21 protein-coding genes are annotated in these 22,077 nt (G+C 66.3%); 3 read left to right on the top strand and 18 right to left on the bottom strand.

What is annotated here, in order from left to right; genetic code table 11:
* Positions 1–29 precede the first annotated feature (29 nt).
* The gene (locus tag AMS65_RS12615; RefSeq protein WP_053384528.1) at positions 30–1,028 is read left to right on the top strand and encodes an AraC-like ligand-binding domain-containing protein; all 999 of its coding nucleotides are present in this window, start codon (positions 30–32) and stop codon (positions 1,026–1,028) included.
* 10 nt (positions 1,029–1,038) lie between these two features.
* Here AMS65_RS12615 and AMS65_RS19460 read toward each other — a convergent pair whose 3' ends face one another.
* The 7 genes from AMS65_RS19460 to AMS65_RS12585 form a co-directional block, all read right to left on the bottom strand.
* The gene (locus AMS65_RS19460; protein ID WP_157502257.1) at positions 1,039–1,191 is read right to left on the bottom strand and encodes a hypothetical protein; all 153 of its coding nucleotides are present in this window, start codon (positions 1,189–1,191) and stop codon (positions 1,039–1,041) included.
* A complete protein-coding gene (locus AMS65_RS12610) occupies positions 1,188–1,880 on the bottom strand; it encodes a DsbA family oxidoreductase (protein ID WP_053384527.1) in 693 nt (230 codons plus the stop codon). Before AMS65_RS12610 ends, AMS65_RS19460 begins: the two co-directional genes overlap by 4 nt.
* An 85-nt stretch (positions 1,881–1,965) precedes the next feature.
* Positions 1,966–2,898, bottom strand: coding sequence for a 4-(cytidine 5'-diphospho)-2-C-methyl-D-erythritol kinase (locus AMS65_RS12605; protein ID WP_053384526.1), 933 nt, complete (start codon positions 2,896–2,898; stop codon positions 1,966–1,968).
* Positions 2,899–2,943: 45 nt separating this feature from the next.
* A complete protein-coding gene (locus AMS65_RS12600) occupies positions 2,944–3,957 on the bottom strand; it encodes a ribosomal RNA small subunit methyltransferase A (RefSeq protein WP_053384525.1) in 1,014 nt (337 codons plus the stop codon).
* A complete protein-coding gene (locus AMS65_RS12595) occupies positions 3,954–4,895 on the bottom strand; it encodes a TatD family hydrolase (protein ID WP_053384524.1) in 942 nt (313 codons plus the stop codon). The genes AMS65_RS12600 and AMS65_RS12595 overlap by 4 nt, the downstream gene beginning before the upstream one ends.
* A complete protein-coding gene (metG, locus tag AMS65_RS12590) occupies positions 4,892–6,508 on the bottom strand; it encodes a methionine--tRNA ligase (protein WP_053384523.1) in 1,617 nt (538 codons plus the stop codon). The genes AMS65_RS12595 and metG overlap by 4 nt, the downstream gene beginning before the upstream one ends.
* Before the next feature lie 42 nt (positions 6,509–6,550).
* On the bottom strand, positions 6,551–7,027 hold the full coding sequence (locus tag AMS65_RS12585; RefSeq protein ID WP_053384522.1) for an OsmC family protein: 477 nt from the start codon (positions 7,025–7,027) through the stop codon (positions 6,551–6,553).
* A gap of 258 nt (positions 7,028–7,285) precedes the next feature.
* Here AMS65_RS12585 and AMS65_RS12580 point away from each other — a divergent pair, with 258 nt between their 5' ends.
* On the top strand, positions 7,286–8,635 hold the full coding sequence (locus AMS65_RS12580) for an aminotransferase class III-fold pyridoxal phosphate-dependent enzyme (RefSeq protein ID WP_053384521.1): 1,350 nt from the start codon (positions 7,286–7,288) through the stop codon (positions 8,633–8,635).
* 247 nt (positions 8,636–8,882) lie between these two features.
* On the top strand, positions 8,883–10,310 hold the full coding sequence (locus AMS65_RS12575; protein WP_075200982.1) for an aldehyde dehydrogenase family protein: 1,428 nt from the start codon (positions 8,883–8,885) through the stop codon (positions 10,308–10,310).
* A 4-nt stretch (positions 10,311–10,314) separates the two neighbouring features.
* Here the strand turns inward: AMS65_RS12575 and AMS65_RS12570 are convergent, their stop codons facing one another.
* The 11 genes from AMS65_RS12570 to AMS65_RS12520 all read right to left on the bottom strand — a co-directional run bounded on the left by AMS65_RS12570 (position 10,315) and on the right by AMS65_RS12520 (position 22,018).
* A complete protein-coding gene (locus AMS65_RS12570) occupies positions 10,315–11,199 on the bottom strand; it encodes an IclR family transcriptional regulator (RefSeq protein WP_053384519.1) in 885 nt (294 codons plus the stop codon).
* A gap of 82 nt (positions 11,200–11,281) precedes the next feature.
* Entirely contained in the window at positions 11,282–12,151 is an 870-nt protein-coding gene (locus AMS65_RS12565; RefSeq protein WP_053384518.1) for a sugar phosphate isomerase/epimerase family protein, read from the bottom strand.
* A 40-nt stretch (positions 12,152–12,191) separates the two neighbouring features.
* Positions 12,192–13,127: an NAD-dependent epimerase/dehydratase family protein gene (locus AMS65_RS12560; RefSeq protein ID WP_053384517.1), complete on the bottom strand. Its 936-nt coding sequence runs from the start codon at positions 13,125–13,127 to the stop codon at positions 12,192–12,194.
* Positions 13,128–13,140: 13 nt separating this feature from the next.
* Positions 13,141–14,349 (bottom strand): MFS transporter, encoded by a 1,209-nt coding sequence (locus AMS65_RS12555; RefSeq protein ID WP_053384516.1) that lies wholly within the window; start codon positions 14,347–14,349, stop codon positions 13,141–13,143.
* Between the two features lie 9 nt (positions 14,350–14,358).
* The gene (locus AMS65_RS12550) at positions 14,359–15,111 is read right to left on the bottom strand and encodes an ABC transporter ATP-binding protein (protein WP_053384515.1); all 753 of its coding nucleotides are present in this window, start codon (positions 15,109–15,111) and stop codon (positions 14,359–14,361) included.
* Entirely contained in the window at positions 15,101–15,841 is a 741-nt protein-coding gene (locus AMS65_RS12545; protein ID WP_053384514.1) for an ABC transporter ATP-binding protein, read from the bottom strand. The genes AMS65_RS12550 and AMS65_RS12545 overlap by 11 nt, the downstream gene beginning before the upstream one ends.
* Positions 15,835–16,890 (bottom strand): branched-chain amino acid ABC transporter permease, encoded by a 1,056-nt coding sequence (locus tag AMS65_RS12540; RefSeq protein ID WP_053384513.1) that lies wholly within the window; start codon positions 16,888–16,890, stop codon positions 15,835–15,837. The genes AMS65_RS12545 and AMS65_RS12540 overlap by 7 nt, the downstream gene beginning before the upstream one ends.
* A gap of 3 nt (positions 16,891–16,893) precedes the next feature.
* Entirely contained in the window at positions 16,894–17,889 is a 996-nt protein-coding gene (locus tag AMS65_RS12535; protein ID WP_083451682.1) for a branched-chain amino acid ABC transporter permease, read from the bottom strand.
* The gene (locus AMS65_RS12530; protein ID WP_053384511.1) at positions 17,802–19,127 is read right to left on the bottom strand and encodes an ABC transporter substrate-binding protein; all 1,326 of its coding nucleotides are present in this window, start codon (positions 19,125–19,127) and stop codon (positions 17,802–17,804) included. Before AMS65_RS12530 ends, AMS65_RS12535 begins: the two co-directional genes overlap by 88 nt.
* A gap of 68 nt (positions 19,128–19,195) precedes the next feature.
* Complete coding sequence (locus AMS65_RS12525; RefSeq protein ID WP_083451681.1) at positions 19,196–20,209, bottom strand: zinc-dependent alcohol dehydrogenase; 1,014 nt, start codon at positions 20,207–20,209, stop codon at positions 19,196–19,198.
* 21 nt (positions 20,210–20,230) lie between these two features.
* On the bottom strand, positions 20,231–22,018 hold the full coding sequence (locus AMS65_RS12520) for a thiamine pyrophosphate-binding protein (protein ID WP_053384509.1): 1,788 nt from the start codon (positions 22,016–22,018) through the stop codon (positions 20,231–20,233).
* Positions 22,019–22,077 lie beyond the last annotated feature (59 nt).

Below are 22,077 nucleotides of genomic sequence, written 5' to 3'. Positions count from 1 at the left end.
TCCACAGACCGATCACAAGGGGATCCCGGATGGACAACGACGTCGCCTCTTCCGCTTCCGTGCGCACCGTAGAGAGCCGTGAGATCGGCGAGTACGCCGATCTGGTATCGGAGCGGTTCGCGCCGTTGCAGATGGAGACCGACCGTCGCGGCGATTTCCGCGGACGCCTGCGCGGGCGGCGGCTCGGCGAGATCGAAGTGTTCGATGTGCGTGCGACGCAGCACCGGGTCGACCGCGGAGCGCGCATCGCCTCGAGCACGCCCCAGCAGAAGTACATGCTGCACCTCCAGTTGTGCGGCACCGGCGTGATGGAGCAGGAGGGCCGCGAGGCCGTGCTGCATCCCGGCGATCTGGGGTTCTACGACAGCGACAAGCCCTATTTCCTGAGCCTGGACGACAGGTTCAGGAACGCGATCCTCGTCTTCCCGCAACGCCTGCTCGCGCTGCCTCCGATGGTCACCGCGCAGTTGACCGCCACCAAGGTCGCCGGCGCTGCCGGGGTGGCCGGCATGGTCGCGTCGATGCTCAACGGGCTCGCCATGAACATGGAGAGCCTTCCCCGCCACAGCAGCGCTCGGCTCGCCCACGGCATCGTGGATCTTCTGACCACTGCGATGCAGAACGAGCTCGGTGCGACCCCGGAAGAGGCTCCCCGATCCAGCGGGGCGCCGATGCGGGAGATCCTCGCCTACATCGAGGACCATCTCTCCGATCCGGATCTCGGGCCGGATCACGTCGCCGCTGCGAACTTCATCTCCGTGCGCACCCTGCATGCGTACTTCAGGAAGGCCGACACGAGCGTGGCCGCCTGGATCAGGTCCAGGCGGCTGGAGCTGTGCCGCCAGGATCTGTCGGATCCGATGCTGGATCGACTGCCGGTGAGCACGGTGATGACGAGGCGCGGATTCGTCAGCATCGCGCACTTCTCCCGACTGTTCAAATCCGCATACGGGCAACCGCCTACCGAGTTCCGCAGGCGGATGCTCGACGCAGCCGGAGATGCGTCGTCGATCCAGCGCGGGATCTGACTCAGCGTCGTCAGACGCTGCAGCAGGATCCCCCGCAGCACGACCCGCCCGACTCGTCGCCACCGAGCAGGTTGAGGATCTCGGCGCTCTCGGCGGCCGCTGCGGCGGCGACGCCGGCGTCCTGGTTCAGCTCGGTCGTTTCGGTGCGTGTGTTCTCGCTCATGCGTTGGCTCCTGAGGTCTCTGATCCATTGGTCTCGCGCAGTCCGAGCACCTGCTCGAACGCTCCGGCGAAAGCGTCGGCCGACTGCGCGCCCGAGACGCCGTACTTCTGATCGATCAGGAAGAACGGTACGCCGTTCACACCGAGCATACGTGCGCGGGTGATGTCCTGCTCGACGGCCTCGCCGTAGGCGTCATCGTCGAGGGCTGCGCGCACCGCATCGGGATCGAGGCCGGCATCGGCGCCGAGACGGGCGAGCGCATCGGGATCCGACATGTCCTCGCCCTCCGAGAAATAGGCGCGGAACAGGCGCTCCTGCAGCGCCGCCTGCACTCCCTTTTCCTTCGCGAGATGCAGGATCCGGTGCGCCCGCGCCGTGTTCGCGTGCTTCACGCGGTCGAAGGCGAATGCCACGCCCTCCGCTTCGCCCAACTGCGTCATCTGGCCGAGCATCTGGTCGACCTGCTCGGCCGGCATGCCCTTGTGCTTGACGAGGAAGTCGATCTCGCTGCCGGCGAAGTCGAGCGGGGTATCGGGGGCGAGCTCGAAGCTGTGGCTCTCGACCTCGACCTCGATATCCGGGTGGCCCTGCCGGAACGCCGCGACGCCGGCTTCGAAGCGATGCTTCCCGAGGTAGCACCACGGACATGCGATGTCGGACCAGATATCGACGCGGATCTTCTCACTCATGCCGGGTACAGCACCGAAGCGGACATGACTATTCCCGATCGGCGCGAATATCGGGCGGACCCGCCGCGCGCGCCGGGGGCGGGCGTCAGCCCTCCAGCACCCGCGCGCCGGGCACGGGGCCCGTTACCGTGAGCGCTTGCACTCCCCCGCGGGTCAGGGCGCTGCGCAGTTCGGCGGCGGACTGGGCGCTGTCCACGAGGAAGGCGACGGTGGGGCCGGATCCCGAGACGATGCCCGCGAGTGCTCCGCGCGATTCGCCGAGTTCGAGCAGCTCGGTGAGCTCGGGGGCGAGCTTGAGCGCCGCCACCTGCAAGTCGTTGTGCATGGCCTCCGCCAAGGAGTCGGCGTCGCCCACGCGCACCGCCTGTAGCACCGCGGTGTCGACCTTCACCAGATCGGGCTGGCGGCCGAGGTCGACCACGTGCTCATCGCGGTGCCGATCGAGCGCGCGGTAGACGACGGGGGTGTTGAGCCCCGTATCCGAGAGCGCCAGCACCCAGTGGAAGGCGCCCTTGGCGAGTGCGGGGCTCAGCTCGTCGCCGCGGCCGGTGCCGACGGCCGTGCCGCCCTCGAGCGCGAAGGGCACATCGGCGCCGAGTTCGGCGGCGAGCGGCAGCAGTCCGGATCGCCCGAGGCCGGTGCCCCAGAGCTCGTCGCAGGCGACCAGCGTCGCTGCGGCGTCGGCGGATCCACCGCCCATGCCACCCGCGATCGGCACCCGCTTGAGCACCGTCAGCGCGACGCCGCCGGCGTAGCCGGTGCGCTCGGCGAGCAGTTTCGCGGCGGCGACCGCGAGGTTGCTGTCATCGACCGGCAGGCCGCTCGCATCGATCGGGCCGCTGAACCGCACCGAGAAGCCGTCCGCCTCGGTCGCGGTCACCTCTTCGAACAGCGATACGGCCTGGTACAGCGAGGCCACGTCGTGGTACCCGTCCTCCTGGATCGCACCGACGCGGAAGAACACATTGACCTTGCCCGGTGCACGCACCGTGATCGATCGCAGCCCCCTCGTGCCCATACCCTCCACGCTAGCGCACCGTCAAGCTCGCGCGTTGCACTGATCTCAGCTGCTTCGGGCGCGAAAGCGCGCGATCGCGAGATAATCTTCGATGCCGAACTGCTCGGCTCGGGCCGTCGGGTCGAGGCCGGCTCCCTCGATCACGGCGACCGCGCGGTCGAGCGGCCCCAGCACGGGCTGCAGCGCTTGGCGCAGCATCTTGCGGCGCTGCGCGAAGGCCGCGTTCACGAGGTCGAAGGTGAGCCGTCGCTCCGCCTCATCTCCGCGCGGTTCGGCGAGCCGATCGTACCCGACCAGCACCGAGTCGACGCCGGGGACCGGCCAGAAGATCCGCCGGCTCACCGTTCCGGCGATCCGCCAGTTCCCGTACCAGGCGGCCTTCGCACTCGGCGCGCCGTACTCCTTCGAGCCGGGGCCCGCTGCGATGCGATGGCCGACCTCGGACTGCACCATCACCAGGCCGCGGCGCAGGCCCGGGATGAGTTCGAGCAGGTGCATGAGGATCGGCACCGACACGTTGTAGGGCAGGTTGGCGACCAGCACCTCGGGAAGGAGACGGGCTGCGTCTCCAGCGCCCCGCTCCCCGTTCCCCTCGTCATCCTGCGTGACAGAGGAGTCGCAGGATCTCTTCAGCGGAGTGGATTCTGCGATCGACTCCGTCGCCGCGGAATGACCTGAGCTCTGGTCGAGAAGATCCTGCAGCGTCACCTCGAGAGCGTCGCTGCGGATCACACGCAGCCGCGGCTGCTCCGGATCGGCGAAGATCTCCGGCTGCATCGTGCGCGCGGTGCTCGACAGTTCGGCGGCCAGACGATGGTCGATCTCGACCGCCGTCACCTCGGCCCCGGCCTCGGTGATGCCGAGGGTGAGGGATCCGAGGCCCGGGCCGATCTCGATGACGCGATCGCCCGCCTCCACCCCGGCGAGGCGCACGATCTTGCGCACCGTGTTGGGATCGATGACGAAGTTCTGGCCGAGCTTCTTGGTCGGCGAGACCCCGAGGCGCTCCGCCAGCTCGCGCACCTCGGCCGGACCGAGCAACCCGCGGCTGTCGCTCACGCCGAGTCCCTGGCGGCGGCTGCCGGTTCCGGATCCCGCGCATCGGCTGCTCCATCGGGCTCCCACGAACCGTAGACCCGCTCGGTGTTGGCGGCGATCCGGGCGCAGACGTCCTCGAGCGGCTGCTCGAGCGCCTCCGCCATGCGGCGCACGGTGTGCGGCAGCAGATAGGGCGCGTTGGGACGCCCCCGGAACGGCTCGGGCGTGAGGAACGGCGAGTCGGTCTCGGCGAGCACCAGCTCGGGGCGCGCCACCGTCAGCGCCTCGCGCAGCACCGGCGCATTCCTGAAGGTGGTCGTACCGGCGAACGACATGTACCAGCCGTGCTCGTTGCAGATGCGGGCGAGTCTCGCGTCTCCCGAGAAGCAGTGGAACACCGTGCGCTCGGGGGCTCCGATGCGCAGCAGCGTCGCCACGACCTCGTCGTGCGCGTCGCGGTCGTGGATCTGCATGGCGATGCCGTTGGCCTTCGCGATCTCGATGTGCGTCTCGAACGATTCGATCTGCGCCTCGCGGCCGTCCTCCCCCGTGCGGAAGAAGTCGAGTCCCGTCTCGCCGACCGCGCGCACGCGCGGCTGGGCGGCGAGACGCGAGATCTCGGACAGGTGGGCGCTGAGGCAGCCCTGCGCGAAGAGCTTCGGGGCCTCGTTCGGGTGCAGCGCGACCGCTGCGAGCACACGCGGGTCGCTCTCTGCCAGCTGCGCGCTCCAGCGGCTCGTCTCGAGGTCGGTGCCGACCTGCACGACGCCTCGCACGCCCACCGCTTCGGCCCGTGCCAGCGAGTCGAGGGGATCGAGCTGGTCGATGCCGTCCTCGAACTCGAGATGCGCGTGATTGTCGTAGAGCGGGATCGGCAGCGGCTCGGGACTCGGGGGGCGGGTCAGGTCCCGGCCCTCCGTTTTCGCCCGCTTGCGCAGGCCGGCCTCGGGGACGCTCATCGGGAGTCGGCCTCGATACGGGGGAACAGCACCGCGAGCGGCTGCTGCTCGGTGCCGGCCGGGAGACGACCCCAGTCGCCCGCCTCGCGGATCGGCTGCGCCGAGAGCGCGCCCAGCGCGGTCTCCGCGCCCAGCGCCGTCCACAGCTTCGCGGTGGCCTGCGGGATCACCGGCGCCAGCAGCACCGCGAGCGCACGCAGACCCTCGGTCACCGTGTAGAGCACGGTGGCGAGGCGCTCGCGCTGCTCCGGATCCTTCGCCAGGGCCCACGGCTCCTGCTCGGTGATGTAGCCGTTGAGCGCGTCGACCAGTTCCCAGACGGCGGCGATCGCCTCGTGGATCGCGAAGGCCTCGATCCGCTCGTCTGCGCGAGCCGCGACCGTGGCCGCGAGATCGCGGATCCGCGCCTCGGACTCGGTGTCGGCGATCGTCGAGGGCTCGGGCACGCGGCCGTCGAAGTACTTCTGGTTCATCGCGAGCACACGACTGGCGAGATTGCCGAAGCCGTTCGCGAGTTCGGCCTGATAGCGGGCGGCCAGATCCTCCCAGCTGAAGGAGCCGTCATGACCGAACGAGATGGCCCGCATGAAGTAGTAGCGGAACGCGTCGCTGCCGAAGGTGTCGGTGATCTCGTTCGGCGCGATACCGGTGAGCTTCGACTTCGACATCTTCTCGCCGCCGACCAGCAGCCAGCCGTGCGCGAACACGTGGTCGGGCACCTGGAGTCCCGCCGCCATGAGCATGGCGGGCCAGATCACCGCGTGGAAGCGCAGGATGTCCTTGCCCACGAGGTGGTTCGCCGGCCAGCGGCGCTGGAACTCCTCGTCGTCCTGCCCGTACCCGATCGCCGTGACGTAGTTGAGCAGGGCGTCGAACCACACGTAGGTGACGTGCGAGGAATCCCACGGGATCGGGATGCCCCAGTCGAAGGAGGTGCGCGAGATCGACAGGTCCTCGAGCCCCTGCTGCACGAACGCGATCACCTCATTGCGCGCGCTCGCGGGCTGCACGAAGTCGGGACGCTGCTCGTAGAGGGCCAGCAGCCGGTCCTGGAACGCGCTCATCTTGAAGAAGTAGTTCTTCTCCTGCAGCAGCTCGAGGGGCTTCGAGTGGATCGCGCAGACCTTCTGGCCCTCGAACGCGCCCTCACCATCGACGATCTCGCTCTTCGGCTTGAACTCCTCGCACCCCACGCAGTAGAGCGCCTCGAACTCGCCGGCGTACACGTGACCGTCGTCGTACAGCTTCTGCAGGAACTTCGCGACGCCCTCTTCATGGCGCGCGTCGGTGGTGCGGATGAAGTCGTCGTTCGAGATGTCGATCGTGTCGAGCAGCGGCTTCCAGGCCGACTCGACCAGACGATCGGCCCACTCCTTCGGCGCCACCCCGTTCGCGGTGGCGGTGCGCAGGATCTTCTGCCCGTGCTCGTCGGTGCCCGTGAGGAACCAGGTGTCATCGCCGGCCTGCCGATGCCAGCGCGCGAGCACGTCGGCCGCCACCTCCGTGTAGGCGTGCCCGATGTGGGGGGCGTCGTTCACGTAGAAGATGGGCGTCGTGAGGTAGAACGAGGAGGGCTGCGCCTGCGCGGGCTGTGCCTGGGGGTCCGGTGCCATGAGTTCCATTGTATTGGGAACCGGCGACACCCTCGTCCGCTGTTACGCCGGAGCTGCGACCACGATCTCCGGCTCGTGCCGCACGGGGAAGTTGACTGAGTTCGCGATGAAGCAGACCTCGCGCGCCTCGGCGTGAGCGGCCCGGGCCGCGTCGGCCATCGACGCCTCCGCGACGGTGACGCGCGGGCGCAGCACGACCTCGGTGAAGGCACCGCCCGCTCCCTCCTGGCGCATGAATCCCACCGCGGCGTCCTCATAGGCGGTGACCACGACGCCGGCCCGCACGGCCATGTGCAGGTAGGACAGCATGTGGCACTGGGCCAGAGCCGTCACCAGCAGTTCCTCGGGGTTCCAGCGATCCGCGTCGCCGTGGAAGGTGCGATCGGCCGAGCCCTCCAGCGCGGCCTTGCCCTCCGCGCGGATGAGCAGCTGGCGGCCGTAGTCCCGGTACCCGCTCGTGCCCGATCCTCGATTGCCCGTCCACTCGATCTCGATGCGGTACTCGTGCAGATCCTTCATGCGCCCAGCCTAGCCCCGGCCGCACGGCTGCGGTGGGGAGAGACGACGCGGGATCCGCCGAAGATCCGGGATCTGCACTGGATATGGCGGATCCAGCGCCGAACGCCATATGCATTGCGGATCCCATATCCACCGCAGCGGATCCAGCGCCGCAGCGGATCCTCCACCGCAGCGGATCCCGCACCGCAGCGGATCCCGTGCCGCCGCGGATCCTCCACCGCAGCGGATCCCGGCCGAGCCGAGAGTAAGATCGAGCGTATGAGCGAAGCGACCCTCACCGAAACCAGCATTCCCCAGCAGCGTCTCGTCGTCACCGAGATCCCCGGTCCCCGCTCACGAGAGATCCACGAGCGCCGCCGGGCGGTCGTTCCCCCGGGCGTGCACAGCGTGCTGCCGGTCTACATCGAGCGCGCCCACGACTCGATCGTCGTCGACGTCGACGGCAACCACATCATCGACGTCTGCGGCGGCATCGGCGTGACGACCATCGGCCACACCGACGATGCCGTGGTCGCGGCCGCGACCGAGCAGCTGAACCGGGTCACCCACACCCTCTTCACGATGACGCCCTACGAGCCGTACGTGCAGGTGGCCGAGTTCCTGGCGAAGCACGTGCCGGGCTCCACGCCCGAGCGCCCCTACAAGACGCTGCTCATGAATTCGGGCGCCGAGGCCGTCGAGAACGGCGTCAAGATCGCTCGCAAGCACACCGGCCGCCCCGGCGTCGCCGTGCTCGAGCACGCCTACCACGGCCGCACCATGCTGACGAGCAGCATGAACCACAAGGCCGCCCCCTACGCCTACGGCTACGGCCCGCGCGCCGGCGACATCTACAAGGCTCCCAACTCCTACCCGCTGCACGACGGCTTGAGCGGGGCCGAGGCCGCGGCGCGCACCATCGCGCACCTGGAGAAGATCGCCGGAGCCGAGGATCTCGCCTGCCTCGTGGTCGAGCCGGTCCAGGGCGAGGGCGGATTCATCGTTCCCGCCGACGGCTACCTGCCCGCGCTCGCCGACTGGTGCCGCGAGAACGGCATCGTCTTCATCGCCGACGAGGTGCAGGCCGGCATGGCCCGCACCGGCACCGTGTTCTCGATCGAGCAGTTCGGCGTCGAGCCCGACATCGTGCTCTCCGCGAAGGGCATCGCCGGCGGCCTGCCGCTCGCCGGCATCACCGGCCGCGCCGAGATCATGGACAAGTCGCAGCCCGGCGGCCTGGGCGGCACCTTCGGCGGCAACCCCGTGTCGTGCGCTGCGGCGGTGGCGGTCTTCGAGCAGATCGAGCACGCCGACCTCCTCGGCGAGGCCAGGCGCATCGAGGCGGCGTTCACCGCGGGCCTGAAGGGCCTCCAGCAGAAGTACCCGGCCATCGCCGAGGTGCGCGGCAAGGGCGCGATGATCGCCATCGAGCTCGTGAAGCCCGGTACCCTCGAGCCCGACGCGGGCCTCGTCGCCAAGATCATCGACCACGCGGCGCAGAACGGTGTCATCCTGCTGAGCAGCGGCATCCACAACCAGGCCATCCGCTTCCTGCCGTCGCTCAAGATGAGCGACGAGCTGATCGCCGACGTGATCTCGGTGCTCGACGAGGCATTCGCCGCGGCCTGACACCGCGGGCGGAGCCCGCCGGTTAGGCGAGCGGAGCGAGTCGAAACCCGGAGTTCCGCGGTTTCGACTCCTCGCGGACTCGTCGCGGGCCGGCGGGACCGCTCTTTCTCCGAGCCCGTCGACCTGAGTCCAGGTCGACGGGCTCGAGTGCGTTCGACCCGACTCGCATCCAGTCGTTGCTTTTAGCGCAATGCATTGTCTTATGCGCTATAGTTATTCCTGCGAGACACGTATCGAAGGAGATAGCATGGCGGCAAACGGCTTGCGGGGCACGTTCATCGATGGAGAATGGCGAGCAACGGATTCGCGCTCCCCCGTTTTGAACAAGTTCACGGGCATTCCCGCCGCCGAGGTGGCCTCCTCTGCCCTGCAGGACGTCGAAGACGCACTCGAGGGCGCCTACCGGGCGTCAAGACGCACGATTCCTGCCGACGAACGCCAGGCCATCCTGCACCGCGTGGCCAACATCATGGAGGCCGATGAGGAACGCTTTCTCGAGGCGTACCAGCTGGATACGGGCTTCACCCGCTCCGACGCCACGGGAGAGTTCGCCCGGGCGGTGAACGTGTACCGCTTGAGCGCAGAGGAGAGCATCAGAGTCGCCGGCGAGCAGATCCCGCTCAAGCCCGCCGGTCCGGGAGACGACCGGCTCGGCTTCTCGCTTCGCGTTCCCGTCGGCGTCGTCGTCGCGATCGCACCCTTCAACGCGCCGCTGTCGACCGTCGCCCACAAGATCGGACCGGCGATCGCCGCCGGGAACGCGGTACTCCTCAAGCCCGCCGAGCAGACTCCGCTCACCTCCATCGAGATCGTGGAAGCGTTCGCCGAGGCCGGCCTGCCACCGGGATACCTGCAATTGTTGACGGGCCGCGGTCAGGTCATCGGCAACGCACTGTTGGGCGACAACCGCGTGCGCTTCTACACCTTCACCGGTTCGACCGGCATCGGTCGCGTGGTCAGCGCGCATTCAGGGCTTGCGCGCACGCATCTCGAGCTCGGCTCGAACAGCGCAACCATCGTCACCGCCAGCGCCGACCTCGACCGGGTCGCCCGGCAAGTCGCCCGCGCCGGGTTTCGCAAGGCGGGTCAGGTATGCACCAGCGTGCAGCGGGTTCTCGCGGATCGCACGATCATAGATGACCTCGCGGAGCGGCTGCGGGAGCGCATCTCGCGCCTCTCGGCCGGCGATCCGTGGGCGCCGGGCACCGACGTCGGGCCGCTCATCAGCCGCGGAGAGGCTGAGCGCGTGCACTCCTGGATCGGCGAGATCGGGCCGAGCGGAGCGAAGATCGCGGGCGGCGAGATCGACGGCTCGGTGGTCACTCCGACGCTGCTGCTCGATCCCGATCCAGACAGCAACGTCCTGAACCGGGAGATCTTCGGACCGGTCGCGTCGCTCGTGCCGACAGACACGACCGATCAGGCGATCGGCATGATCAACAGCGGCCCGTACGGGCTCCAGGCCGGTATCTTCACCGCTGATATCGGCGAGGCATTCCGGGCGGTCCACGACCTCGAAGTCGGCGGGGTGATCGTCAACGACACCTCGAGCTATCACGCGGACGCGATGCCCTACAGCGGCGTGAAGGAGTCCGGACACGGCGCGGAAGGCCCGAAATACACGGTCGAGGACATGACCGAAACCCGTATGGTGGTCTTCAACCTCGGACAGTGAGGATCTAGCGGTAAGCCGGTGTCTCTGGGATCGCCTCGGGGTCGACCCACGACAGCAGCGGGGGCCGCTCGGCTTCCGGCTGGGCCACACCGTCCGGTACACGAGTGGTTCCAAGCGCCAGGCTCGCCTGCCATGCAGCCCACTGCACGAGTGCGCGAACCGGCTCGATGCGGTCGGGGGTGATGCGCTGACTCGGCCCCGAGATGCTGATACTCACCGGCACGCTTCCGTCGGGGAGGTATATGGGCGCGGCAACGCATCGCAGCCCGATCTCGAGTTCCTCATCGTCGATCGCGTACCCGTGGTCGTGGATCCACTTCAGATTCTCGACCAGAGCGTCTATCGTGGCGATCGTCTTGTCCGTACGGGGCTGGAACGAACCCTCTGGGTACATCTCGCGCACCGCTTCTTCTTCGCAGGCCGCCAGAAGCGCCTTCCCCATCGAACTGCAGTAGGCGAAGTTCGTCTTCCCCACATAAGTGTGCATGCGAACGGTGTGCCAACCGTCGGTGATCGCAATGGTCTTAGCGAGCGGACCGTCAAGAACCGCCAGATGCCCGGTCTCCCCCGTCAGGTTCGTGAGCAGCTGCAGATGCGGCAGCACGGTCTCCACCAGGTCGAGCTGCCGCGAAGCGAGCGCGCCCAGCGCCGAGAGCCGCGCTCCAAGGCGGTACACGCCCTGCGCGGAGGAGCTGCGCAGGTAGCCCATCTGGGCGAGAGTCGAAGCCAGCCGCGAGGCGCTCGACTTATGAATGTCGAGGTGAAGAGCCATCTCACCGATTCCGATACTCTCCCGCTCCGCGGTGAACATGTCGAGAATCTCGAGCCCTCGGCGCAGCGACCCGACCGTACCCGCCGAGCTCTGGCCGCGTTCAGATACTTGAGCCATACCTCCACCTTGTAATCACGGGCCCCACTCAGCTGAGAGCGGGGCCCGACGACATGTTGGCTTTTCCCTATCTAGGATATAACTATCGCATCTCCAAGTCCCGGTGCGACTTGCCGAGTTGCGCCGGCGCGGCCGGATCCCAGCCGAACCGTCGGAAGTACTCGATATCCTCCATGATCCGCGGCATCGGCGGCTCGAGGTCCACGAGTTCGTAGATCGTCGGGGAGGTGTAGCCGATCTCCCTGATGGCATCGGCGTACGAGGCGAAATCGACTTCGCCGCGTCCCGGAGAGGTGTGGGCCCACCTTTCCCGCCAGGTGTCGCTCACGTGCACGAGGAGGAGCCTGGAGGAGACCGCCCGCAGCCCGTCCCCGGGATCCTCGTTGTTGATCGTGTTCGCGCAGTCGTAGGCGATTCCGAGGTTCGGATGGTTGAACCTGTCAGCCACCTCCATGAGTTCGGAGCCCCTGCCCATGTATCCGTATGGACTCGTTTCGAGCGCGATCTTCACGCCCAGCGGCTCCGCCCTGCGCAGCAACGTGGTGAGCGCCTGCTCGAGCCACCACTGGCATGCCTCAGCCGGCGCGGGCGAGAGACCGTGCCGGCGCCCGGGAATGGCTATGACGAACGGCGCTTCGATATCCGAGGCGAGCTCGATCTCGGCGAGCATGTGTTTCACGCTCGCTTCGCGGAAATCGGTGCTCGGGCTCATCAGATTGATGTCCATGAAACCGGGATTCACCGAGGTCGGAGATATCCCGAGGCTGCTCATCTCCTTCTTCAGCATGAAGCGCTCGTAGGCGCCGAAGTCCGGCGCCTGCAGGTGCGGAGCTGCAGTGGTGATCTCCGCATAGCTGAACCCGGCTTCTGCGAGGCCCCGCAGCGTCTCGGTGAGTGACGCCTGATACAGCCAGCTGTAAGTAGTCCCTCCGAGCGGGAGTGCATTCGTCATGGTGTTTCTCCTGTTCCTTTCTCCAGTTCCTGCTTCCGTCTCACGAACCGCGTTGCTTGCGATACCACTCGAGCGTCTTGCGCATCCCCTCATCGATCGAGACGCGAGGCTCATAGCCGAGGTCTCGCCGAGCCCGGCCGATATCGAGCGCGCCCTTCCGCGCTGCCCGAAGCCCCGGCGCCACCTCGAGCAAGCCGTCACCCATCTCGAGATTCCACTGCGGGCACTCGGCGCGAATCGCTTCGGCGACTCTGGAGAACGGGATCTCCGCTCCACTCGCGATGTGATAGGCCCGGTGGCGCAGCTCATCCGCTTCGACCGCGAGGACGAGCCCGTCGACGACATCGTCGATGTAGGTGAAGTCGATGAGCTGCTCAGCTCCGTGGGGCTCGACCGAGCTGCGGCCCGCAAGTGCATCGTCGATCCAACTCTGCGGAATCCGAGCACGCGGGAAGTCGGGCCCGTACACCCAGCAGAACCGCAGGGCGTGATACGGCAGGCCGCGCTGATCCGCGAAGTAGTTGCCGAGCCGTTCGACCGCGTGCTTCGTAATTCCGTATGGAGTGATCGGAAGAGCAGGGTCGTCCTCGGAGATCGGATCTGCGGAGAAGTCCCCATAGGTCTCCTCGCTCGATATATCGATGACGCGCCGGACACCCGCCGCCAGTGCGGCCTCGAAGAGATGCACCGACCCGAGCACATTCACCTCGACGCTCTGCGCGATGCCGTTGATACTCGCGGCGACACCCACGACAGCTGCGGCATGGACCACGACCTCCGGTCTCGCCGCCTCGAAGACGCCGTCGAGCGCCGCGCGATCGGTGATGCTTCCGACGTGCTGCTCGACCCCGAGCGCCTCCAGTTTCGCATGCAGCTGTACGTCGAAGGAAGCGACGGTGTGCCCGCGTTCAACGAAGGCGGTGGCCATTGCCACTCCGAGGAAGCCGGCTCCCCCGGTGACGAGGATGTTGACCATGGGTACTCTACTTTCAGTCGATGACGGGTGATGTTGGGAAGAAGCCGCGTGTGCGCCAGATGGAGAAGCCCCAGGACACGGAGACGGCCAGGAGCAGGAACAGAACGATCCAGGAGAAGGTCACGCCGAAGCCCACGAGCAGGGCCCCCGTCAACAACGGCACCAGTGCACTGCTGATACTCACCATCCCCTGAATCACGCCGGTGACGGCCCCGACGTGTCCTTCGGCGAGACGGGCCCCGACGAAGTGCATGATGCCGGGCCACGCCCACCCCGGCCCCTGTGCCAGGAGCATGCCGAGGTAGAAGGCCGCAGGAATGGGGATCGACATGATGAGCATCCCGGCGGCCCCGAGCGCGAGGATCAGCAGGAGCAGTCCCCACGCCTGGCGCAGGGACAGTCCCGGAATTGCGCTCGCAATGACCCGGCATATCGCGCCGACGAGGCTCGCCCCCGCCAGAGCGAGCGCCGCCGTCTCGATTGGCCAGTCGCGAAGGTCGGCGGCTGTGGTCGCGAGCGTCGTTGCAGCCGCAAACGCCCCGGCGGCGAACAGCGTGACGATCGAGAGCCGGATCGCCTTGCGCCGCACCGATCCGGGCATGCGCGGGGCACTCGCCCCGCCACCCGGAACGCCCGGCTTCGGCTCGCTGCGGACGGCCGCGAGAACCACCGCCGAGATCGGAATGCACAGCACGGCACCGGCGGCGAACGCGAATCGCCAGCCGATCGTCGCGCCGAGAAGCGGTACTGAGAGTCCGGCGATCACGGATGCCAGTGGAATGGCGGCCTGCTTGATCCCGAATCCGAGCCCCTGCAGCCCCTCGGGAAGGCGGAGTTGCAATTGAGAATTCGCCGGTGAGTGCCCGGTGCCGTTCGCGAAGCCCGTGAGCCCGATGAGTGCGAGCAGGTGCCAGCTCTGCCGCGCGAAGAGAGCAGCTGCGAGCAGGCCGAACGCCACGATCGCGAGCGAGATCGTCATCGCGGCGCGGTCAGTGAGGAGCCCCGCCCACCGCACAGAGACGAACGATCCGAGGGCGCCCGCGACCCAGTATCCCGCGAGCACCGCGCCGACATCCGAAGCGTCGAGCGGAAGATCCGCATTGATCTGAGGGGCAAGAGCACCGATGAGATACAGGGGAAGACTGCAGACCACAGTGACCGCCGCCGCGATGGCGATGGCTTTCCAGCTCTCGACCGCCGCGGCCCGCACGTCTTCCCGCATTCCTCGGCCCTACAGTTTGCCCTCGATGAAGAGCGTGCCGAGGTCGACGTCCCGCTCGATCTCCTGCGGCGTGCCGACGTACCGGACGTTCCCGAGAACGAGGACGATGATCGTATCTGCGATCTCGAGCGCTTTGCGCACGTTCTGCTCGACGACGAGCACCGTGAGCCCTCCGCGCGCGAGTTCCTGAATCTTCTCATAGACCTGGCCCATCATCTTCGGCGAGAGTCCGAGCGAGGGTTCGTCGATGAGCAGCATCTTCGGTTTGAGCATCGGAACCTTGCCGATACTCAAGAGCACCTGCTCACCACCGGAGAGGCTCCCCGCCAGGTTGCCCTTGCGCTCCCGCAGAACCGGGAAGAGCGCATAGGTCTCTTCCAGACGCTCTTTCACGACGTTCTTGTCGTTCACCGTGTAGGCGCTGAGCTTCAAGTTCTCCTCGACCGTGAGCGCCGGGAACACGACGCGCCCCTGCGGCACCATGCAGATACCGTTGTGCACGAGCTGATGGGCCGTGATCCCCGTGATGTCGTTTCCATCGAACTCCACTCTGCCGTCCCACGTACGGAGCAGACCGGCGAGCGCCTTCAGCAGGGTGGACTTGCCTGACCCGTTCGGGCCGATGATCGCTGTGATCTTGCCCTCCGGAACATCGGCATCGACCCCGTGCAGGGTCCGCACCCTCCCGTACCCGGAGATGAGGTCCCGCACCGACAGGAGCGTACGCGTGGCCTGCGCGGCCGCGGTTGCATCAGGATTCACCGAGGAACACCTCCTTCACACCGGGATCGTTCACGACGACCTCCGGCACTTCATTCATAGAGATCTGGCCGCCGCTCACGACGGCGACTCTGTCGCAGAGTTCCGCGACGATGGGCAGGTTGTGCTCCACGAGCAGGATCGTGAGTCCGCGGTCCCGCATCGTCCGGATGTGGCTCACGAGCTCTTCGATCAGACCTGGGTTGACGCCTGCGAACGGCTCATCAAGCATGAGCATCTCGGGACGGTGCATCAGCACCTGAGCGAACTCGAGTAGTTTGAGCTGCCCGTACGAGAGCGTCGACGCCTCGCGATCGTGCAACCCGATCAGGTGCACGAAATCCATCAGTTCGACCGCACGATCCTCGGCTTCCTTCTTCGTCTGGCGCTCATCTGCGCTCGCGAACACGAGGAGATTCTCCGCGACGGTGAGGTTCGGGAAGATCTTGGTGAGCTGAAACGTGCGGATCAGGCCGGAACGCGACACCTTGTGCGGCGCCATGCCCTGGATCTCCTCACCCTTGAACTCGACGCTTCCCTCGTCGGGCTTCTGATAGCCGGTGATGAGGTCGAACAGCGTTGATTTCCCTGAGCCGTTCGGACCGATGAGTCCTTGAATCGACCCTCGTTCGACCTCCAGATCGATGCCTTTCAGCACGTGGATTCCGCCGAAGCTCTTCTTGATACCGTTGAGCTTGAGCACGGGACCTTCGCCCGTCGGCTTGGCTACCATCCGATTACCTTCCTCCACTTGGTCGACTTGCGGAGCAGGCCGAGAACGCCGAACGGCATGAATATCATCACGAGAACGAGCACCAGACCGTAGATCGCGAGGTCCACGCCCGGGTAACCCTGCAGCACTGTCGCCAGCCACTGCATGATGGGGACGAGGATCAGCGCGCCGAGCGTGCCACCCAGATAGCTGTTCATGCCGCCGAGCGCCGCGATGAGGATGATCTGCACGGACATGGCCAGGCTCATCACGGACATCGGGTCGATATAGAGGTAGAACTGGGCCAGGAATGTGCCGATGGCTGCGCAGAGCGCTGCGCTGATGATGAAGGAGCCGAGCTTGGCCCGCATGACGCTGATGCCGCCTCGGGCGGCTGCAGCTTCATCGTCGCGAACCGCGAGCATCTCATAGCCCATCCGGGACTTCCTGATGCGGTAGGCGATCACCACGATAGCGAGCCACATCGCGAAGGCGACGTAGTAGTAGACATTCCGGTCGGAGAACTGGAACATCCAGGGGTTCGGCTCGTAGGAGATCGGGAGTCCCTGCGACCCCGCCGTCAGCTTCGGCAGCCCGTTCGCGAGTTCGTAGATCACCATTCCCGCCGCCACCGTCGCAAGTGTGAAGTAGTCTCCGCGCAGCCCTGACCGGAACGTGAGATAGCCGAGAAGCGCAGCCACGAGGCCGGCGACCACCATGCCGAACAGCATGCCGATCCACGGCGAGAGGTTGAAATCGCGCAGCAGGATGGTCGAGGTGTATGCCCCGAGGCCGACGAATGCAGCGTGGCCCACCGAATGCGATCCCGCGTATCCTCCGGCGATGCTCCAAGCCGTGGCGAGGCCGCCGTAGACGAATACGAGAATGATCACGCTCAACGAGTAGAACTTGATGTCCGGGACGAACGGGATCAGCAGCACGCCGACGAGAACGGCGACGATCACGATCAGGAACGGTCTTCCCGCGCTCGTCAGACCGGGCTGCGCAAGCACCTCCTCACGATTGGCGACGTTCGACTGCAGGTTGATGGGGGTTGTATTGATGCTCATGAGTTAGGCCACCCTTAGTGCTCGTCCGAAGAGGCCCTGCGGTCGGACCAGCAGGATGAGGATGAAGAAGAGGAACACGAATGCCAGCGAAAGCTGGAAGCTGACGAATGTCGCGAACAGGTTCTGCACGACGCCCAGTGTCAGACCGGCGAGTGCGGCTCCCTGGACGTTGCCCAGGCCGCCGAGCACCACGACGATGAACGCCATAATGCCGAAGGCCTCGCCCATCGACGGGTTCACGTCGTAGAGAGGTGCCATGAGCACGGCGGCGACGCCGGTCATCGCCATGCCGATACCGAACGCGATGCCGTAGATGCGCTTCACGTTGATACCAGCGAGTTCGGCCGAATCCGGTTGCTGCGAGACGGCGCGGATCGCGGTGCCGAGCTTCGTGTTGTTGAGGTAGAGGAACAGGGAGATGATGCACACGACGGTCACCGCGACGAGGACGAGACTCTCGTAGCTCACCCTCGCGTCCGCGATCGCGAGCGTCTTGCCTCGCAGGAAGGTGTGCACGCTGCGCACGTCCGGCCCCATGATCGCGAGCACGGTGTTCTCGATGAACATGCCGAGCCCGAAGGTGATGAGCAGCTGGCTCGTGCGCTCCTTCTTGAGTACCGGATTGATGATGCTGGACTGGATCAGATATCCGGCCAGCGCCATCACGATCACAACGACCGGGAGCGTGAGATACGGATCCACTCCGGTGAACGTCACGGTCCAATAGACCACGTAGACGCCCAGCATGAGCAGTGCGCCCTGCGCGAAGTTGATCACACGCACGACACCGAAGATGAGGTTGAGCCCCGCTCCGATGAGCGCATAAATCGCTCCGAGGACGATGCCGCTGACTAAGGCAGATACAAGCAATTTCTCACACTCCCGATCAATGTGTTGTTCAGTTCGGCGCCTTAGCGCCCACTCCAGGACGGCATCTCGATCGGATCCGCCGAGGCGATGGCCGAGGGGAAGACGACCTTGAGCTCGCCCGTCTGCCACTGCATGATGGACGCGATTCCTCGTGAATTGTCGCCGCTCGTGCTGTCGCCCTTGGTCGCGGGGGTGTTGAAGCTCGCGCCGAAGCCCTGCGGCGTACCGCCGGTCTCGATGTCGGTCTCGCTCGCGGCCGCGATGATCGACTCCGCCGTGACCTCGCCGCTGTCGGCGATCGCACGGGGAAGCACATCGGTCACCAGGATGTACGCACCGCCGATGCCGTCGCCGCAGTGCACCAGGCAGGCCTTGTCGTACTTCTCGGAGAAGGTGTCGAGGAACAGCTGCGTGTCCTCGCCGACCTGGGGGTCGAGACTCTCGAGGCTCATGTTGGCGAGCGCGGGAGGCTCGATGCCGTAGACGCCTTCGATGCCATCGTCGCCGAAACGCTCGGGGAACGCGGTCGAGGTGAAGCCCGAAGTGCCGAACGCCGCACGCAGATCCAGTTCCTGGACGGCTGCCTGCTCCCAGAACAGCAGCGAGTCGGCGACCGAGGGGATCAGCAGCAGCACCTCTGGATCGGCGGCCTTGACCTGCGAGATCATCGGCGTGAAATCGGGTGTGGTGATCGGGTATGTCTGACGATAGACGACATCGAGACCGGTGTCGGGCAGGATCTCGTCATACGCCTCTCCGACGCTCATGCCGAACGCGCCGTCCTCGTTGATGACCGCGACTTTGATGTCCTCCGGCTGCTGACCCCACTCCTCGGTGAGTACCTCCAGAATGTAGTCGACGCTCGCCTGGGCATAGGTAGCGGCGTTGCCGATGGTTCGGAAGAAGTTCGAGTTGCCGTCGGCATTGATGCTCGTCGAGACTGATCCGACCTCCCAGAGGATGACGTCATTGCGCTGTGCGACCGGAAGCATCGCTGCGGACAGGCCGGACGAGTACGAGCCGATGATGATGTCGACGTCGTTCTGATCGATCAAGCGCTGTGCGACGTTGGAGGCGACCGCGGCATCCGACTGCGAGTCGGCCTCGAAGTATTCGATGGGATGTCCATCGATACCGCCGTTCTCGTTGGCCCAGTCGAGCACGACCTTCACCGCGTTGCCCTGGTCCTGCCCGAGAACGGACATCTGTCCGGTTGTCGGCATGATGACGCCGACGCGGATGGGCTCCTTGTCCCCTCCGGCGGCTCCGCCGCCGCCCGAGCCTCCCGAGCAGCTGGCCAGCAGCAGAGTTGCGGCTGCGACCGTCGCGATTGCTCCTACTGAGCGGCGTTGCTTGAAGAATCTCATAATCGCTTTCTCTCCGTTGAGTGTTGTGAGTGATCTTGATGGTTGTGGACGGACGAGGGCCTGCGGGTCTACGGCACCAGCATGACCTTCGTCGCCACCCGATCTTCAACGAGCCGGATGGCCTCTTCGATTTCTGACATCGAGAGCTTGTGAGTGACCAGTCGCGAGAGCCCGGGACTGGCCGCGAGCAGTTCGGGTACGCTGTCCCAGGTGCTCAAGTCGTATGCGCGGGATCCGAGGATGATCTTCTCCTCACGCGCGAGATCCGCTGTGTCGATCTCGACGGCCTGCTGCGGAAGGCCGACGCACACTACGCGTCCCCCGGGTCCGATGAGGGAGACCGCAGCGCTCACCGCAGCGTGGTGGCCGGCGGTTTCGATGACGATGTCGAAGTCCCCTCTCCGGCTCGCGAGGGCCGCCTCGACCGTGAGCGCCTCGCTCGCCCCGAGCTCGACCCCGAGCGCCAGCTGCTGCTCGTCCGCGGGCAGCCCGATGATGGTGGATCGTATGCCGGCCGCGGCGAGAGCACCCGTCGTGAGCAGCCCGACGGGCCCCGGGCCGATCACGGCGACGCGCTCACCGGGCTGATGCCGAGCGAGCTCCACCGCGTGCAGAGCCACAGCGAACGGTTCGGCGAGCACCGCGAGCTCGAGCGGCATCGTGCGGTCGATCCGCCGCACGATGAGCTCCGGGAGAACGAAGCGCTCCGCGAGCGCGCCGTCGATGTCGAGCCCGATGAGCCGCTTGTTCCGGCAGAGCTCGCTGCGTGCCCGCAGACAGTGCGCGCACCTCCTGCACGAGATATGCGATCCGGCCACGATGCGGTCGCCCGGGGACACCGAAGTCGCACCCGCGCCGACCTCGACGACCTCTGCGACGAACTCGTGTCCGAGCACGAGCGGATAGCTCGGCGCGTAGCCCGCTTGGACCGCCGCGTATCCCCTGATCACCGATACATCGGTGTGGCAGAGGCCGATCGCGATTGGCGCGCACAGCACCTCTCTCGCGCCGACGGTCGGAGCCTCGATCTCGACTTCCACGGCCTTCCCCGCTGCGGGGTGCTCAAGGACTATCGCACGCATCACCAACGCCCCTCGACGATCTCAATAGGCCAGATCAGGATCGGGCCAGCCCACACCCGGCTCCGGGAACGGCAGCGGCGGAAGCTCCCAAGTGGCGACCGGGGGCACCGCCACGGTATCGTCCACCTTCACATCCACGATGAAGGGCACATCGGAATCGAGCATTTTCTGGAATGCCGGGATGAGATCCTCAGGGTTCTCGACTCGGATGCCGTCACCGCCCATCGACCGGGCGAGAGCGACGAAGTCGGCATCATAGCGCTCGCCGGTGTCGTCGTGCAGGAACGAAGTCGCGAGTTCGCGGTCCTCTCCGAAGTACAGGCGTTGCTGGTCGCGGATGGCGGTGAACCCCCCGTTGTTCCAGACCACCCACTTCGCCGGGATCTTGTACTCGACGGCCGTGGCGACGACCCCCGGAAGCATGAGGAAACCGCCATCGCCCACGACCGACACAGAGGGCGCATCGGGAGCTGCGAGATGCGCACCGATGGGGCCCGAGACTCCGAAACCCATCGATGCGAATCCCCAGCTCTGCTGCAGGGTCCGAGGCCCTCGGGCCTCCCACTCCTGCACCACCCAGTTGTGGTGCACGCCCACGTCGCAGAAGACGATCGTCTCATCGGGCATCACGGCACGCAGATCGGCGAGCACTCGTTGGGGCTGGATCGGGCTCGACTCGGAGATGCGCGGCGGCGCCACGGCTTCCGCCCACTCCGATTTCCAGGTCTGGACCTGCCTGCCCCAAGCACCCCAACGCGCCCCCACACCGCGCTCCTCGAGTTCCTCCAGCACCTGCGAGATCACCAGGCCGGGCGAGGCCGGCACGCCGACGGCGACGGGGAAGTTGCGTCCGAGCTCGAGAGGATCGATGTGCACGTGCACCAGCTTCGTCTTCGAGAACTCATAGGTGAATCCGGGAAGCCAGGAACTGGTGGACCGGTCGTCGAACCGCGTTCCGAAGGCGAGCACCAAGTCGGCGTTGCGCGTGGTGCGGTTCGCGACGAGAGTACCGTTTCGGCCCGTCGGCCCGACCGCGAGCGGATGGCGGTTGTCGATCACGGCCTTTCCGAGCGGACTCGTCGCGACGGGGATACCGGTGAGCTCGGCGAGCACGAGCAGTTCGTCGTTCGCCCCGTCCCCTTCGACGCCGTGACCGGCGACGATCACGGGCCGCTCAGCTGAAAGCAGCAGCTCGATGATCTGGTCGATGTCGCTCCTCGCTGCTGCACTGAGGTTGCTCCCGGTTCCCCGCCACTGGACCGAGGGATGGATCTCCGCGCTCGTCCGCTCGACGAAGACATCGAGCGGGACGTCGAGGTGCACCGGGCCTTTGCGCCCCGAGGTCATGATGCCGAATGCCTGCCGCAGCATGAGCGGAAGTTGCTCCGGTCTGGTGGCCTGGAAGCTGCGCTTCACGTACGGGCGCACGACCGATGGGAAATCTGCCTGGTAGAAGCGCCCGCTCTCCTGAAAGGGTCCCCGCCCGAACTGGGTGGTCGCCACGTTCCCGGTGATCGCGATGAAAGCCGCGTCGTCCATGAGCGCCGACCCCAGCGCCACGGGCATATTGGCGGACCCCGGACCGGACGAGGTGAATGTGGCGATCGGCTTTCCCGTGATCCGGAAATAGATCTCTGCGACGAACCCGGCCACCGACTCGTGATGCACCGATATGGTCTTGATCTCGCTCTGACGGTCGTAGAGTGCGTCGAGCAGTCCCAGATTGCCATGTCCGCACAGCCCGACCGCATAGGGAACCCCTTCAGCAATGAGGTGGTCGACGATGATCTCCGCGCCGTTGCGTTCCAATTCTCGGCTCCTTTGCTCGCCCTCGTTGCTCTATGCCCAATGCATTGCGCAATTCGTAA

Origin of the sequence: Leucobacter celer subsp. astrifaciens (assembly GCF_001273835.1) — a bacterium.
Taxonomy (GTDB): domain Bacteria; phylum Actinomycetota; class Actinomycetes; order Actinomycetales; family Microbacteriaceae; genus Leucobacter; species Leucobacter celer.
This window is presented reverse-complemented; position numbering and strand designations above follow the sequence as displayed.

What these genes read in the sequence shown, in the direction of transcription:
- AMS65_RS12615 (WP_053384528.1), top strand. Translation starts at nt 30, where the DNA reads ATGGACAACGACGTCGCCTCTTCCGCTTCCGTGCGCACCGTAGAGAGC.
- AMS65_RS19460 (WP_157502257.1), bottom strand. Translation starts at nt 1,191, where the DNA reads ATGAGCGAGAACACACGCACCGAAACGACCGAGCTGAACCAGGACGCC.
- AMS65_RS12610 (WP_053384527.1), bottom strand. Translation starts at nt 1,880, where the DNA reads ATGAGTGAGAAGATCCGCGTCGATATCTGGTCCGACATCGCATGTCCG.
- AMS65_RS12605 (WP_053384526.1), bottom strand. Translation starts at nt 2,898, where the DNA reads ATGGGCACGAGGGGGCTGCGATCGATCACGGTGCGTGCACCGGGCAAG.
- AMS65_RS12595 (WP_053384524.1), bottom strand. Translation starts at nt 4,895, where the DNA reads ATGAGCGTCCCCGAGGCCGGCCTGCGCAAGCGGGCGAAAACGGAGGGC.
- metG (WP_053384523.1), bottom strand. Translation starts at nt 6,508, where the DNA reads ATGGCACCGGACCCCCAGGCACAGCCCGCGCAGGCGCAGCCCTCCTCG.
- AMS65_RS12585 (WP_053384522.1), bottom strand. Translation starts at nt 7,027, where the DNA reads ATGAAGGATCTGCACGAGTACCGCATCGAGATCGAGTGGACGGGCAAT.
- AMS65_RS12580 (WP_053384521.1), top strand. Translation starts at nt 7,286, where the DNA reads ATGAGCGAAGCGACCCTCACCGAAACCAGCATTCCCCAGCAGCGTCTC.
- AMS65_RS12575 (WP_075200982.1), top strand. Translation starts at nt 8,883, where the DNA reads ATGGCGGCAAACGGCTTGCGGGGCACGTTCATCGATGGAGAATGGCGA.
- AMS65_RS12570 (WP_053384519.1), bottom strand. Translation starts at nt 11,199, where the DNA reads ATGGCTCAAGTATCTGAACGCGGCCAGAGCTCGGCGGGTACGGTCGGG.
- AMS65_RS12565 (WP_053384518.1), bottom strand. Translation starts at nt 12,151, where the DNA reads ATGACGAATGCACTCCCGCTCGGAGGGACTACTTACAGCTGGCTGTAT.
- AMS65_RS12560 (WP_053384517.1), bottom strand. Translation starts at nt 13,127, where the DNA reads ATGGTCAACATCCTCGTCACCGGGGGAGCCGGCTTCCTCGGAGTGGCA.
- AMS65_RS12555 (WP_053384516.1), bottom strand. Translation starts at nt 14,349, where the DNA reads ATGCGGGAAGACGTGCGGGCCGCGGCGGTCGAGAGCTGGAAAGCCATC.
- AMS65_RS12545 (WP_053384514.1), bottom strand. Translation starts at nt 15,841, where the DNA reads ATGGTAGCCAAGCCGACGGGCGAAGGTCCCGTGCTCAAGCTCAACGGT.
- AMS65_RS12540 (WP_053384513.1), bottom strand. Translation starts at nt 16,890, where the DNA reads ATGAGCATCAATACAACCCCCATCAACCTGCAGTCGAACGTCGCCAAT.
- AMS65_RS12530 (WP_053384511.1), bottom strand. Translation starts at nt 19,127, where the DNA reads ATGAGATTCTTCAAGCAACGCCGCTCAGTAGGAGCAATCGCGACGGTC.
- AMS65_RS12525 (WP_083451681.1), bottom strand. Translation starts at nt 20,209, where the DNA reads ATGCGTGCGATAGTCCTTGAGCACCCCGCAGCGGGGAAGGCCGTGGAA.